General features: G+C 42.8%; 13 protein-coding genes and 1 pseudogene. 9 read left to right on the forward strand and 5 right to left on the reverse strand.

The window, feature by feature from the left end:
- Nucleotides 1-3 precede the first annotated feature (3 nt).
- The 7 genes from B5Y40_RS11225 to B5Y40_RS11255 all read left to right on the forward strand — a co-directional run bounded on the left by B5Y40_RS11225 (nt 4) and on the right by B5Y40_RS11255 (nt 8700).
- On the forward strand, nt 4-2619 hold the full coding sequence (locus tag B5Y40_RS11225) for an ABC transporter permease (protein WP_221408903.1): 2616 nt from the start codon (nt 4-6) through the stop codon (nt 2617-2619).
- A 259-nt stretch (nt 2620-2878) separates the two neighbouring features.
- Nucleotides 2879-3127: a hypothetical protein gene (locus B5Y40_RS11230; RefSeq protein ID WP_079686744.1), complete on the forward strand. Its 249-nt coding sequence runs from the start codon at nt 2879-2881 to the stop codon at nt 3125-3127.
- A gap of 84 nt (nt 3128-3211) precedes the next feature.
- The gene (locus B5Y40_RS11235) at nt 3212-5125 is read left to right on the forward strand and encodes a tetratricopeptide repeat-containing sensor histidine kinase (protein WP_079686745.1); all 1914 of its coding nucleotides are present in this window, start codon (nt 3212-3214) and stop codon (nt 5123-5125) included.
- Nucleotides 5126-5139: 14 nt separating this feature from the next.
- Nucleotides 5140-5877 carry a LytR/AlgR family response regulator transcription factor gene (locus B5Y40_RS11240; protein WP_079686746.1) on the forward strand — a complete coding sequence of 246 codons (738 nt, stop codon included), beginning with the start codon at nt 5140-5142 and terminating at the stop codon, nt 5875-5877.
- Between the two features lie 352 nt (nt 5878-6229).
- On the forward strand, nt 6230-7162 hold the full coding sequence (locus B5Y40_RS11245) for a DUF1266 domain-containing protein (RefSeq protein WP_079686747.1): 933 nt from the start codon (nt 6230-6232) through the stop codon (nt 7160-7162).
- Nucleotides 7163-7281: 119 nt separating this feature from the next.
- Nucleotides 7282-7980, forward strand: coding sequence for a hypothetical protein (locus B5Y40_RS11250; RefSeq protein ID WP_079686748.1), 699 nt, complete (start codon nt 7282-7284; stop codon nt 7978-7980).
- Between the two features lie 6 nt (nt 7981-7986).
- Entirely contained in the window at nt 7987-8700 is a 714-nt protein-coding gene (locus B5Y40_RS11255) for a DUF1266 domain-containing protein (RefSeq protein ID WP_079686749.1), read from the forward strand.
- A gap of 538 nt (nt 8701-9238) precedes the next feature.
- Here B5Y40_RS11255 and B5Y40_RS30110 read toward each other — a convergent pair.
- Nucleotides 9239-9544: an integrase core domain-containing protein gene (locus tag B5Y40_RS30110; protein ID WP_159453666.1), complete on the reverse strand. Its 306-nt coding sequence runs from the start codon at nt 9542-9544 to the stop codon at nt 9239-9241.
- A 45-nt stretch (nt 9545-9589) separates the two neighbouring features.
- On the opposite strand from B5Y40_RS30110, the pseudogene B5Y40_RS30170 reads away from it, so the two are divergent.
- Nucleotides 9590-9850: pseudogene (locus B5Y40_RS30170) on the forward strand (transposase); the annotation flags it as partial.
- A gap of 15 nt (nt 9851-9865) precedes the next feature.
- Here the strand turns inward: B5Y40_RS30170 and B5Y40_RS11265 are convergent.
- The 3 genes from B5Y40_RS11265 to B5Y40_RS29610 all read right to left on the reverse strand — a co-directional run bounded on the left by B5Y40_RS11265 (nt 9866) and on the right by B5Y40_RS29610 (nt 12812).
- Nucleotides 9866-10549, reverse strand: a complete 684-nt coding sequence (locus tag B5Y40_RS11265) for a hypothetical protein (protein WP_143785700.1) — start codon at nt 10547-10549, stop codon at nt 9866-9868.
- A 766-nt stretch (nt 10550-11315) separates the two neighbouring features.
- On the reverse strand, nt 11316-11573 hold the full coding sequence (locus tag B5Y40_RS30115) for a tyrosine-type recombinase/integrase (protein WP_079686753.1): 258 nt from the start codon (nt 11571-11573) through the stop codon (nt 11316-11318).
- A gap of 1101 nt (nt 11574-12674) precedes the next feature.
- Complete coding sequence (locus B5Y40_RS29610) at nt 12675-12812, reverse strand: hypothetical protein (RefSeq protein ID WP_159453667.1); 138 nt, start codon at nt 12810-12812, stop codon at nt 12675-12677.
- A 133-nt stretch (nt 12813-12945) separates the two neighbouring features.
- Between B5Y40_RS29610 and B5Y40_RS11290 the strand changes: the two genes are divergently transcribed.
- Nucleotides 12946-14016, forward strand: coding sequence for a methyltransferase domain-containing protein (locus tag B5Y40_RS11290; protein ID WP_079686756.1), 1071 nt, complete (start codon nt 12946-12948; stop codon nt 14014-14016).
- A gap of 117 nt (nt 14017-14133) precedes the next feature.
- On the opposite strand, the gene B5Y40_RS11295 is transcribed toward B5Y40_RS11290, so the two are convergent.
- Nucleotides 14134-14565, reverse strand: a complete 432-nt coding sequence (locus B5Y40_RS11295; protein WP_079686757.1) for a hypothetical protein — start codon at nt 14563-14565, stop codon at nt 14134-14136.
- Nucleotides 14566-14603: the final 38 nt, after the last annotated feature.

The following is a 14603-nucleotide window of genomic DNA, read 5'->3' on the forward strand; positions in this document are numbered from 1 at the left end:
GTCGTGCATCAGAAACAAGATATACCACCCAAACTTGCTACGTGGCTGCTGCATCGTTTTTTGCGTGATGACCTCGCCGAAGATGTAGGTGGTGACCTGGAAGAACGGTTTTCTACGCTGCAAGAAGATCGTTCGAGCCTGCATGCTCAGCTTGACTATTGGTATCAGGTACTGTCCTATATACGGCCTTTCGCTATTCGTAAGCATTCGCAACAACCCCCACTATATCGCGGTATGTATAAGAATTATTTTACCACTTCGCTGCGCGCCATGAAGAAAAACAAACTTCATGCTGCAATCAATATTGCCGGCCTTTCAGTGGGTATGACCGTTGCTATTATTATAGGGCTATGGATCAAAGACGAACTTTCGTATGAGAAACACTTCGGGAACTATGATAGGATAGGGCTCGTACTGCAAAACGTAACCACCAATGGGCAAGTCGATACATGGTGGTCTGTACCCTGGCCATTGGCTGATGAACTTCGAAAAAAGTACGGTGATAATTTTACGCATGTGGTGCTTGCAACCGATGCGGAAAATGCTGTTGTTGCTTTCCAGGATAAACGCCTGATGCAATCGGGTATATTTGCAGAGCCTGGCTTTGGCGAATTGTTTACCCTGTCGATGCTGCACGGTTCGCGTGATGCGCTGAAAGACATATCATCCGTTCTTATCTCACAGTCACTTGCCCAAACATACTTCGCCGATAGCAACCCCGTTGGAAAAATAATGACCATCAACACAACGATGACGGTACATGTAGCAGGTGTTTATCGGGATATACCGGAGCAATCCGAATTTAACAGTGTTCATTTTATTGCACCTTGGCAACTGCTCTATAATGAATCAGGATGGATAAAAAATATGTACGAGCCGTGGCGTCCCAATGCGTTTAGTCTCTACGTTGGACTGGCTGCAAATCGAAATGTTAACGCAGTGTCCGCTATTATTAAAGATGCCAAACTCAAAAACCTGAGTGCCGAACTTGCCAAAAAGAAACCTGCACTTTTTATACACCCGATGAATGAGTGGCATCTATACTCCCGCTTTAAAGGAGGTTACCAAGTTGGCGGACTGATCACATATGTATGGCTCTTTGCAATGATCGGTGTGTTTGTAGTATTAATGGCGTGTATGAATTTTATGAACCTGAGCACTGCACGTTCGGAGAAACGCGCGAAAGAAGTGGGCATTCGTAAAACAATTGGTTCCTATCGAAGCCAGTTAATACACCAGTTCTTCAGTGAATCCGTACTAACGGTGCTGATGTCATTTATACTCGCACTATTGGTGGTTCAGCTTAGTTTACCGGCCTTTAATCTTGTGGCCGGGAAGCGCGCACAATTGCCGTGGGGTGATGTAACGTTATGGCTATACGCCATCGGCTCATGTGTGCTCATTGGTTTAATAGCCGGAAGCTATCCTGCGTTATATCTTTCCTCTATTACGCCACTTAAAGCGTTGAAGGGTGGCTTTCGTGCATCGAAAGGATCTGCGTGGGCACGAAAGATAATGGTGGTGATGCAGTTTGCGGTATCCGTAACGATGATCATTGGAACTGCCGTGGTCTTCCGGCAGATACAGCATGCCAAGAACAGACCGATCGGGTATGAAACCGATGGGCTTATCGCGGTGCAGACAAATTCGAATGAATTTCATAAACATATCGATGCAATAAGAAATGAGCTACAGCAGGTACGTGTTATTGTAGATGTAGCAGAGGCCAGTTCGCCAACAACAGAATCGTGGTCGTCAACAAGTGTGATTAAATGGAATGGAAAAGATCCGGATCTCTCTATTGACTTTTCGAACCTGGGTATTTCTGCCAATTATGGTAAAACCATTGGGTGGGAAATTGCACAAGGCCGCGACTTCAACCGGGATATACTTAGCGACTCCAATGCGTTTATTGTGAATGAGACGGCCGCAAACCATATGGGATTTGCTGCGCCTGTAGGAGAAACGGTGTACTGGTATGATGAGCCGATGAAGGTGGTAGGTGTAGTAAAAGATATAGTTTCAAATTCTCCGTTTGAACCCGTGAAGCCTACATTTTATTTTATTGAACGGAATGCGGGTGGCTTTGCACTGTTTCGTATAGATCCGGATCAGCCAGCACAGCAGGCATTGTATGCGATCGAGCGCGTGTATAAAAAGTATAATCCAGAAAAAACCTTTACATTCCGGTTTGTTGATGAAGCTTACGCGCAGAAGTTTGGTAATGAAGAACGTATCGGTAAACTGGCTGTCATATTTACTTCACTGGCTATCTTTATCAGTTGCCTGGGTATATTTGGACTCTCATCATTTATAGCTGAGCAACGCACAAAGGAGATTGGTATTCGCAAAGTACACGGTGCTACCGTATTCCAGGTGTGGAAAATGGTTTCTACTGATTTTATTATACTCGTGATTATTGCGTGTTGTATTGCCATGCCAGTGGCCTATATGTTAACATCCGCATGGGTAAGCCGCTATAGTTACCACACCAGTGTGTCGTGGCTGATACCGGCAATTGCTGCTATAGCCATACTGACTATAACACTGATTACTGTAAGCTGGCACACGGTACAGGCAGCCAGGATGAATCCGGTGAAAAGTTTACGAACAGAGTGAAGTACTGTTATGGTTAAGACAAGTATTTCATTTGAACGTACGCCTGGCCTGCTGGCTGATGGGTTGTGATAGCCCCATATATTGAATTGAGAGGAACAAAACGAAGTAAAAATGAAAGTACTTAGAGCGATTTTATCAAAAGGTCCTGATGATTTTGGAGCATGGTTCGAAAACCTTGATGGAGTATACGGTGCAGGTGCTACAGTCGCTGAGCTAAGAAAGATTTAATCGATGGGTTAAGCGCTCTACGCAAAACATAATGCATCTGCGCCAACATGGTATAAAAAGCAAGGCTTATAAAGTTGTATACAAGTTCGATGCAGAAGGCGTTCTGAAATACTACCGAGGCATTTTCACTAATGCAGCTTTAGAACGTATTACAGGAATTAATCAGAGACAGATACAACATTACGCCTTCGGAGCAAAGCGTCCTCGTCCTCAACAATTGAAAAAAATAGAAAATGCTTTCTACGAACTGGGGCAAGAACTGATTTCAGTTGAACTCTAAATCCTATACGGATAGTCAACGAGGACTGGTAACTTTCGTATAGGCTAGATATCGTATCTTGGGCGCGTTTGAACGAATTCCTGCATGAACCACCTCATCGCCAGAGCATACCTCGCCGCCCCGGCTATCGGGTGCCTACTGGCCATTAGTCTTTTCTCCTGCCATAATCCTGACGAGAGAAATGTGCCCGTACAAGATCATGTCGTGTCTGAACACGACTACATACAGGCTTTCCTGGCGATGGACACACTGCCCACGCCGAAGCGTTTAGAACAGATCCGCCTGATGTTGAAAGAATTCGACTCAACGGAATACGCGGGCAATCCATACTACAACTACCTTCAGGGCTATATCCTACAACTCGAGAGCAAGCCCGACAGTGCGTTGATCTACTACCGGAACATGAAGCCGGATTCGCTTTCCGCGCTCTTCATACTAAAAGAATATTCTATTCTGTCCAGTACAACGAACGAAGCCATCATTGCCGATTCGGAGCTCATGGCTACCGTCCTGGACATGATCGCGAACGCTGAAAAAAACGACAACCCATTCACCTATAAGTTGTATGATCTCCTTGCCAGATTCTACTACAGAAACCAGAACGGTGAAAAGGCAGCGGCGTACACTCACCTTTACTACAAAAACCATCCGTTCAAAGATCAGATTACCGTCAGACAGCGCTATCACGCCCTCCTGTTTATACTCGCGGTGAGAGACACAGACACCAAGGCTATGCGCGTGCACCTCGACAGCTGTCGTAAGCTGGCATTGCTGATCAACGATAGCCTTACACTCATGCGCACCTACGAGGGTGAATCGCAGCTGCAAGTACTCACCGGCCACTACGCCGAGGCCGTATATGGCTATCGAAGATATTTTCAGTATTTGAAACGGAAGGGCCTTCTCGATATTGTCGCGTTCAACAACATGGCCAAAATCGTATTGGATAATAATGAGCCCGACTCGGCGATTCATTATTTCAGGGAAGCAATACGATGGGCAAAAGAAAATGTTCCCACGGCCGACCTCTTAGGAGTTTACGGCGGACTCAATGAGACGTACTGGAGCATGGGGGATTGTCAAAATGCACACATTGCCCTCGACTCCGTATTGCAGATATATGCCCGCAACACCGAAGCCATTCAGGCTACGAAAATAGAACAGATCCACACGCGCTACGAAACGGAAAAGAAGGACCAGGCCATAGCCTCTCTACAGACTACCAATGCCCTGAACGAAAAGATCATCACCCAGCAGCGGTGGATCTTTGCCGCCGCAGGCCTGCTGCTCCTGATCGTGCTGTTGTTTATGTACAACCTATATCGCCGCCGCCTGCTCACCGAGAAGAATGAAAATCTTTTGCTGGAAAACAAACGCATGGCACTCGAGCAGAAAACCAGGCAGATGCAACTCAACCCTCATTTCATCTACAACGCTATCGCTAACTTGCAGGGACTTATCGGCGGTGGAAAAAAACAGGAGGCCAACGCCTACCTGGTATCGTTCTCACAGTTGATGCGCAATGTCCTGGAGCTGAACCGCCATGAGATGATCTCCCTGGAGGACGAGATCACATCCCTGAAGAACTACATCGAGCTGCAACAGATGCGTTTTGCTAATATGTTCGACTACCGCATTGATGTTCAGGACCTCGACACCGAAGCCATCATGATCCCGCCCATGCTCCTTCAACCCTTCGTGGAAAACGCCATCGAGCACGGCTTCAAGAACATTGGCTATAAAGGCCAGCTGCAGATTTCCTTCCGCATGGAGGCGCAGCAATTATACATCGGCATCGGCGACAACGGTGTGGGCATCGAAGAACAGGTGAAGACGCTTTCCGGGAAGACGTCGCTATCGCGGATCATCACCCAGGAGCGCCTTGATATCCTGTTTAACGCCACCCACCGGAAAGCCTGGTTTGAAACGCGGCCCAATGCGGCATGGGGTGGAAAAGGAACTGAAGTAAACATCTCCATACCTGTGCCTGCAGCCTGATAACCCCCAACGCCATGAAAGTTTATATTCTCGAAGACGAAGTAAATATCCGCGAATACATCTTGTCGCTGGCAGGGGATATACCCTATCTGCAGGTAGTAGGCTACGCCGCCGAGATAGCCACAGCACAGAAAGAGATCCAGCAGCTGCAACCCGACCTCATCCTGGCCGACATCGAGCTGAAAGACGGTACCTGCTTCACCCTCTTCAATACCATAAAAACAGACGCACACATTATCTTTATCACCGCCTACAACCAGTACGCCATCGATGCCCTTAACCTAGGGGCATTCGCTTATTTGCTGAAGCCCATCGACACTGCCGCCTTCAACAACACGATAGACAGATGCTACAAAAAAATAGAAGCCTATCGTTTAACAAAACAACAACTGGAAATCACCGATAGCCACTACCAGAAAAAAGATACGCCGCGAAGAATCGTCCTCAAAAACTTCGACTTCATCCAGATCGTTGCCATGAAAGACATCGTCTACTGCCAAAGCGACAAAGGATACACCACCTTCCACCTCCAGGACGGCAGCAAGATCATCATGTCCAAAGTTCTGAAAGAATATGAAGCCCTTCTCCCCGAAGACACCTTCATTCGCTGCCACCAATCCTACATAGTAAACGTCAACTACATCAGCCGCTATTACAAAGAAGGCGAGCTCCTGCTCACAAACACCCACAAAATCCCTGTCTCGGATCGTAAAAAATCCATCGTTATTGACTACATCGAAAGACTGACCTAGAAGTGCGAACAGAAAGTAGCAGAACGGTGAGAAAAATGTTTCTTCCTCAGCGCATATCCCGCCGTGCCCCGCGAATATCGACCCACCCCCCGCGGATATCAATCTCCTGCATTTGACCCCATTCGGTCACCTACTTTTACTTCACCATTGCATCGGAAGCACAAAAAAATGCTGCGAGAGAACAAAACCCATTGGATAATGACGCGCCAGGAAGTAAAAGAGATCGTTCAGAAAGCGCGCCCAAATTCGCGACAAACGGGATACAGCCCCCTCTGCAGACAAAGCCCCATTCAACGCACTGTCCGTAACCATCACACAGGGAGACCACAATATTTACTAACTCAACCTTACCATGGCTGAAGAGCAAGAAGAACCGATCAACCCGATGATGGAAGAGATGAAAAAGCATTGGGCTGCGATGGGCATCGATCCGAACCAGATGCTTTCCTATATGAACAACGCCATGGGCATGCAGCAAAACATTCAGGGTCAGGTCAATCAACCTATGGGCAGCAACCCCTTCCTGCAGAATCTGATGGGTATGGCGGGCGGTCAGGCTCCTGCCGGCGACATGCTGAATATGTTCGACAACAGTCCTGAGGTAAAAGAAGACTCTGATCTTGCGCCTGCCGAGCTCAAGGCCGTGCTCTGCGGATCAAACATCTCATATGCGTATACCCAATACCTCAACACGCTCTCTACCTATCGCCCTGTCGAAGATATTCTTGAAGGCCTGGAAGATGCCTGGAGTATAAGCTCGCGCGAAGATCTGCTGGGAACACTCCACTGGCTGGACAAGAATGGCCACAAGGCATATTTCGATATCATCTGGACCAAGCTCAGTACGCTGCCGAAGGCCGAATGGCGCGCCGGTATTAAAAGTCTTGAGCTGCAGGCCATGGCCGACACCAACATCGAGCCTGAGCGCCTCATGACCTATGCTACCCACATCCTGGAAGGGTATCCCGGCCTGCTCAGCCACGGAGTTTTTGCCAAGGCAAAAACTCCTGATGTCACCGCCTGGGATCTCACCCGCGCCATTAACCTGTGCCGGTTTGGCTTCGACGTCGAGTATCTAACACGCGACGAAGCGTTGCAGAAGATCCAGGAGTTTGCACAGAAGCTGTACAGCACCTATGATTCCTGGAGGTCATTATCGGAGGGCTATGTGACGGGGTTCGCGATGTGGCGCGGCGAAGGAGACGATCTCGACGAACGGATACAGCAGCACAGTGTTCTATTGCAGCATCCGAAAAGCCTCTGGACGAAGATCAGCTGGAAGTAACACCACGCGAGACTATTGCCATTATTATATAGCGCTTATTTATGAGACTATTTTTTTAGCCATACAAGTTCAGAAGACCAAAATATTTTAAAATAAAATATATAGTAAAACAAAAGTTTATGAATCCTTTATTTTTAATTCCGGTAGCAGTAGTAATTGCAGGTGCTTTTTTTATGATCTATATGAATAAAAAGCACAGTGCCGCAAAATCAGAAATTGATTTAGACCATGAGCGCGCAAAATATGACCAATACAAGCAAGAGCTATTGGCCACCGATTTTTCAAAATTAAAGCAATGGATCAAAGGGAAAAGCATTGATGCGTTTACCTCTGCATCCGTTCCTCAGTCTACAGCTAACAAAGTTCAGGAATTGGTAAGCGATGGTATAAAAAATGTAGCCTTATCAGCCGTTGGTGTAAAACTTAGAAGGATAGAGACCGATTGTTTTTGGGTGTTGAGCGGAAGTGATTTGTATTTCTTTAGCACAAATACCGTAGGCGAACTGGATGAGACGATTGTGTTTGATAATTTCAGAATAGAAAAAGCCCAACTTCAATATGGTGGTATTTTGAAATCGCAGTTGGGGGCTTATTCAAAATCTTCTGAAGAGTATTTACCAAAGACACATGTCATTACTTTTAATATGGAAGGTAGCCCGTTATCACTTGAAATTCACGACAGGCTTAATTATAGAACTGACCCGGCTGATATGTTGAACCTGAAAAAGCAATTAGAGGCAAGAGCGAAATATCAGGTAGTGGGTGAGAGATTTCTATCCATTTTACAAAACAAATTTCCTGATTTAAAAATAGCTTAGATCAAGATGGGCTTTCTTTCAAAAATTCTAAACTCATTTAAAAACATAAGACTAAATAAAACCAATGCATTAAAAGGAGATTTATTAGATCATTTACTCGTTGGCTCCATGTATGCCGAACAACAATCGGCATATTTGAATTCTTATGAAACCGGCTTAAACAAACAGGATGTTCGTCATTTAGTTGAAAACTACTGGGAGATATATAATCAAACGGAGGCGATTGAAATTCTTCAAAGTTTGCACATCAGAAATCAGGATGAAAATATAGATGTGGTCTTTAGAGCCTTTGAGGATCGGGAAAATTATGTCGACATTTTGAAATCAAACTTATCCAATAAGGAAGGCGAATTTGACTATTACTTAGATCTGTTTAGAAAGTTAAACACTGTAGTTCCTGACCTTATTGAGCAAAATAGCATCACCAATTTCGCTCAACTAAGAAGTACAAAAGACAGTGGTTGGAATTATGGGCGAAGCGTATTTCTGGCACGCTGTTGCTATGAACTGGGTTATCTTTCAGAAAGTCAGCTACAAGAATATTTAGCTAGATCGTATGCCGGGTTAAAAAAGTATTGTAACACCTGGCAGGAATACACCACAAGCTACATTTTTGGAAGAGCCCTATGGGGTGGTGCACATAATGGTGGAATGATGCAAATAGCAAATGACTTATTAAAAAACGTCAAAAGTCCACTTCACAATAAACTTAATATTTAATAAAATACCTCACGCTCAACAAGCGTCGAGTGTGAGGTATTTTTTAAGTGTGAATTCGCCTCGCCTTTTCTTTATTATAAATTTCAATGTAAGTGCGCTAGCTAAAGGTAATATTCTCATATACGGGCTTTAGCCAAAAGGACAGCCCAATTATGTTACATAGGCATTGCCAACCACGCTACTACACCGGCTATGTAAGGCTTGTAGACACAACCACAGTTACTGTAAATTCCAATGAATATCTTTGAGATAAGCGGTAAGCTCGTTGGCAAGGTATACAGCTAGGTCAACGCTCGCCAGTGGTTATCTCTGGTTTACGTTAAGCAACTAGAGCAGTTTGCATCTGCTATTAAATCCTCTGGAGGTGGATATACTCACATACTCACTTTGAAAGGTGGCGTTATAATGTAAGCTTCCTATATTTAGGACGTCCACAAATTAGAAAATTTCATTTATAGTTGTAGTTATAGCCCGCTGTGGATTTGTGAAACTCTTCCGGAGTTTTTCATAAATCCACGGTTAGCATATCTACTGGACTTCACCCGTTCCAGCGCATCGTGCGGACGTTCATAGTTATAGTCATGCATCCACTCGTCAGCCAGGTTTGTACTTGACCAAGCGTTTCGAATAGATAGGCATCAAGTATATCTTTCCTAAAGCGTCGATTAAAGCGTTCGATGTATGCGTTTTGCGATGGCTTTCCAGGCTGAATAAATTGAAGATTAATCCGATGTTCTTCACACCAGAGGCTAAGTTTGCTGGAGATAAATTCCGGACCATTATCAACCCTAATTCTTTTCGGCTCACCTCGCCATTGAATTGTATGTTCAAGTATGCGTACCACACGCTTTGCTAGTAGGGAAGTATCAATTTCGATTGTAGCCGGCAGGAGTTGTCACACTTCTTTGATTTTCCGTTGGAGATCAGAACGATGATCTATACCACCAACATCATTGAAACCTCAATGGCAAAATCATGAAGTATACTAAAACCAAGATGTCCTTCCCCGACGATGCTTGTACTGAAATCAGTTTACCTGGCGCTACGAGAGATAACCAGAAGATGGACGCTACCCGTACGCAACTGGAGTGTGGTGGTGAATCAATTTATCAACATTTTCGGAGAGCGGTGCAAATATAATTTAACCTGATGTTATAGGGCGTTTTTATTTGCATCTGTCAAGTTTTAGAGTCAGCATTTTTCCAACATCTTCTTCCTTTTCATTGCCATTTTGTAAGTAGTCCATATAAACCCATTTGCCATTTTTCTTTTCTAAATAGTCCTTAATGTTGTCAAAAGTTGGTGCTTTGTCTGAAGTAAACTCAAACAAACTTTCGTTAATTCCAAACTGCTTTAATTGTGTCCATTTGTCTTTGCAAAAAGAATAGATTTTACAGCTGTTTATTTTGCTAAAGTCCAAGTTGTCAATTACAAAAGCAATTTCGTCTTTGCCGTCTGCATTGTTGTCGCCAATGTTTATTAAACAATAAAGTCCTTGTGCTGTCCCTACATGCAAAGTGTCTTGATTGTTTCTATTTATGGTCAAATACAAATCTGCATCTTGGTCGTAAAACCATTTTACAACTGTGTCCCATTCATTTTGGAAAGGGTCGGCTGAATTGTCAATTTCAGTTCTTGTCAGTCTTGAATAATTATGCTGAAAAATTGTATCCTTTCTCCTATCACCATCAAAGTCCCCAACCACAAACAGTTTTTTCAATTTATGAAGTTTGACCTTATTCTCGGTGGTTTTAGGAATAGATGAATTTTCAACCGTTTTTTCAGTCTTTCCATTACAACTTAAAAGCCCTAAAGTCAAAGTCAATATGTAGTAAAATATCGGTTTCACGGTCATCTTTTAAAACGCCCTATAACGTCTGGCTATAAGACGTATGCGTGTAAATACTTACATCTTTGTCCACGTTGCCACGAAATTAATAGCACACATTTAAGAACCTACAATACAGCATATGTTTTATAGCTGATGTGTGCGCAACATTTTTATTACTCCGCTTTAATTCCAGTCCTTTATCCAATATTGATATCCAAGTGACAACGCATCGTCACCGGCAGCGACTTTTTTAATTATGCTAAGTGCTTTCTTCTCCGTCTCATTGTCCAATGAAATTGTCTCAAGTAAGTGAGTCGCAATCCACAAGTCGGTCTGGAAGTCAACTGTGTCATAGTGGTTTCAGTTTTAAAATCCCCTCAGTCCAAATTCATTATTAATAGTCTCAACGATTTGACACATCCTTGTCACCGAGACATTGTTTCTCTTTACAGCTTTCTTGTCACACCATAGTCGACATGATAGCAATTTCTTGTTAGGTTCTTATATTCTTCTATTAATTTGTCAGCAGTCATTGTCAAAATAAAAATGTTGCACAACGTTTATGTATAAGCTGGCGCGCTGAGCAAAAATAAAAAATGTCCTCCTTATCAGCGGGCATGGATTATACATTTTGTTGTGTGCAGTTGTCTTAACCCAAATTTTTCCATGCGTCATTAATGGAATAATTGTCATGTATATATCGTTCTGTGGTTTTGGAGCTTTCGTGTCCCCAAGAGGTTTTGAATGTAGAGTAAGTCTGTGCCATACCAGCTTTTTGAGCATTTCATTTAATGATAGCATTCACACTACGGACACTGTAAGGTTGGCGCGTTGGGCCTTCAAATGACCAAACCTGTGGTTGATACACCTTTAAATATTGTTGAACAATCTGGTAAGTGTTTTTTGAAACTAGTGTTACGCGATCTTTATTGTGCTTTGAACTATGAATGTAGATAAGACCACGATCAATATCTAAATCTACAGATTTGAGATGAAGTACTTCACTGATACGCAGTCCTGCTGAATAGATAATATATAGGATGCATTTATGTTTTTAAATTAATAGTGTATTCCAGTAGGAGTTTCATTTCTTGCTCACTCAATACCGTGGGTATTTTGGTTTCTTGCCTTGGCCGATCAATATGATAATAAGTACGAGGTTGCTTCATTACCTTTTCCAAATAGAACTTAATAGCGTTGATCGCCTGATTCTGTGCTGATAAACTTGCTTTCCTTTCTTTTACAAAATATAGTATATAGATGTATGATACCCTGATCAATATCTTCAACAGTTTTTGGGTATATAAAAGATAGAAATTTTAAATTGACTTTGGTAGTTTTCAATTGTGGCTCGGCTATAGCGCAGTTTTTCAAGTGTTTCTGTGAATTTTGCAGGACAAGTGATCCAAGCTTTCATAAGAGGGGCTGGAAGAACACCATTGAGGGTTTTTGTCCATCCAGATTCATTAACAATCCCGTAGAAGGAAAGTAAGTTTTTCAACGAATCGATGCCCCCTGAGAGTAAGGTATGTAGTTGCGCTTGTGAATGGCTGAGTATCTCCACCTGGATAATTATTTAGCGCCTTGAATGCATCTTTCTCCATTCCGTATGGGTATATATAGTGGATACGGCCTATGCGGCGGTCAGCAACTGGTACATATACCTGCTGCGAAATGAAACGATAGCCATCAAATGTAAGCCGCATAAATCACGCTGTCCGCCAGTTTTGTTTATGGCTTCTCGATGCGCATCCCTATAAATACACCGGCCACAAATAAGGCAATAATCCCCAGTGCGATAAGGGCAATTACAAGGGGGCTTACTTTTTTAGATTTGATTGTCATGGAGTTTCAAGAGTTGGTTACTGTTCTAAATATAAATTAAATCAAATTGTATTTGAGGTGCGTTTTAAAAATATCTTTACACCGTAGTGGCTATACGCCAACAAAGGAAGGTTATATAGGTTATTTGAATGAGCCGTGCAAAGAGAAGCGGTGCTGACCTTTTTTTGTATTTGTAGTGATCGAATTTCCTTAAACTTCGTTTGTATAAAATTGCAGCGTTGTTTACTCAACAAGAGTCCTATGGCGATGTGTTGGTTTTCCGATCAAAAGAAAGCTGTAAAAATCGCAAGCCATAAATTCATAAAGCTGATACAGTATATTTAGTAACGTATATAGTATAGGTATAGTTTTTCACATTCTTCTGCATTAATTCAATCTGAAGCCTCTCCTTCAGACCACGGGATGCTGCCAGCTTTAAGAACTTTCTTCTTTCCATTGGATAAATGATTTCTATCCGTGCTTGTCGTTAAAAAGCGATTATTAAAATTCATAGTCTTGATTAGTATATTTCATGTCCTTGAAAACGATTTTACCGTTCATGTGCATATTTTTGATTTTAAACATATGCTATGATCGAGGTCCGCTACTTAAGGCTTATTGACGCTGTTTCAACATTTGGTTCATTGAAAGGTGCCGCAGACTACCTCTGTGTCACGCAATCTGCTTTAAGTCATCAGTTGAAGGAATTTGAAACCCATTTGGGAGTTCCCATTTTTCACCGTAGCAATAACCAGCTTCATTTTACTGCTGCAGGTAAACGGGTGTTGGAAGAAAGCCAGTTTATTCTCTCCCGACTACAAGATCTTGAAACGGATGTACGTAAAATAGCAATTGAAAGACTAGATAACTATATACATGGATATTCCGAATTTGAAGCTCAACGATTAAATGATCAGGCTTCTACTATTGCCGACCTTCTGCACCGGGATTCCACGTGGGAGGCCGGTTCATTGGTACTCGAAGCCGGGTGTGGAGTGGGAGCGCAGACCAAAATCATTTGTCAGAAAAATCCAAATTGCGACATCATCTCCATTGACCTTTCTGAAAAGTCTCTGTCAATTGCAACAGAAATGGCTCGTGAGTCTGGCTTTCGAAACGTCCAATTCCAAAAGGCAGATGTCCTTAATCTGCCGTTTCCCGATCAGAAGTTCGATCACGTTTTCGTCTGCTTCGTTTTGGAACATCTCGCCAAGCCTCTCTCAGCATTGACTGAATTGAAACGTATACTTAAAACCGGAGGCACAATTTCGGTCATCGAGGGAGACCATGGTTCTACTTATTTCTATCCCGATAACCTGATGGCAAACAAGGCTGTTGAAGCGCAAGTTGCCCTGCAGAAAAGTACAGGAGGGAATGCTAACATTGGAAGGGAATTATATCCTCTACTTTCCCAGGCCGGATTTAATACTATTAATGTAAGCCCTCGTACCGTTTATATCGATGAATCAAAACCTGACATGGTTGAGGGGTTTATCAAGAACACCTTTACGGCAATGATTAAAGGTATTGCCGATGACGCTGTATCAAAAAACATCATATCCAAAGCTGAAATGGACGCTGGAATAAAAGCGTTATTGAAGACCGCTGAAAAGGGAGGTACGTTCCACTATACTTTCTTCAAAGCAGTTGCCTGTAAATAACTATCATTTCCATTTTTGTCATTAATCCTGCAGAAAGCATTGTCATAATGGGAGGATAAGATGTATAGTACTAAATGGAAATGAAATTATATAGTATATTCTCAAAACCTGATTTCACTAAATCTTTTGTTTTTCAAGAGTTAAGTCAATAAAGTCGGTCCATTTATCATTTTCTGTCTGAATATACCATTTCCCTGTAATCCTGGTGTTTCCATCATTGATTACGCCGTTGAACATTAAACCATTTCCTTCAATTTTGAATTCATTGTTAACGATAGAACTTATCATGATGCCATCTTCTCCTTTTGAGTTGAAGTATTGCATTTTTGCATTGTCAGGTGAGCTGTCCCATTGAATGATTTCTAAAGTTTCATTTCTTTCATTGCCCATATGAACGTCTGCCTTATGCAATATATAGTTTCCGTCCAGTATGAATTCGTAACTGTCGATACCCATTAATTTCAGGTTGCCTTCACCAGACTTTATGTCGCCTGTAGTATCCCAAACACCAATAAGCCTTTTGAAATTACTTTCTTCTATTCTTTTCATTTCTTTTTGTTCTTGTAGAAAACCATTTCTCCTATACC

Source organism: Ohtaekwangia koreensis (assembly GCF_900167975.1).
Classification (GTDB): Bacteria; Bacteroidota; Bacteroidia; order Cytophagales; family Cyclobacteriaceae; genus Ohtaekwangia; species Ohtaekwangia koreensis.

Coding starts and splice junctions, on each gene's coding strand:
- B5Y40_RS11230 (WP_079686744.1), top strand. CDS start 2,879: ATGCATCTGCGCCAACATGGTATAAAAAGCAAGGCTTATAAAGTTGTA.
- B5Y40_RS11235 (WP_079686745.1), top strand. CDS start 3,212: ATGAACCACCTCATCGCCAGAGCATACCTCGCCGCCCCGGCTATCGGG.
- B5Y40_RS11240 (WP_079686746.1), top strand. CDS start 5,140: ATGAAAGTTTATATTCTCGAAGACGAAGTAAATATCCGCGAATACATC.
- B5Y40_RS11245 (WP_079686747.1), top strand. CDS start 6,230: ATGGCTGAAGAGCAAGAAGAACCGATCAACCCGATGATGGAAGAGATG.
- B5Y40_RS11250 (WP_079686748.1), top strand. CDS start 7,282: ATGAATCCTTTATTTTTAATTCCGGTAGCAGTAGTAATTGCAGGTGCT.
- B5Y40_RS11255 (WP_079686749.1), top strand. CDS start 7,987: ATGGGCTTTCTTTCAAAAATTCTAAACTCATTTAAAAACATAAGACTA.
- B5Y40_RS29610 (WP_159453667.1), bottom strand. CDS start 12,812: ATGGAAAGAAGAAAGTTCTTAAAGCTGGCAGCATCCCGTGGTCTGAAG.
- B5Y40_RS11290 (WP_079686756.1), top strand. CDS start 12,946: ATGATCGAGGTCCGCTACTTAAGGCTTATTGACGCTGTTTCAACATTT.
- B5Y40_RS11295 (WP_079686757.1), bottom strand. CDS start 14,565: ATGAAAAGAATAGAAGAAAGTAATTTCAAAAGGCTTATTGGTGTTTGG.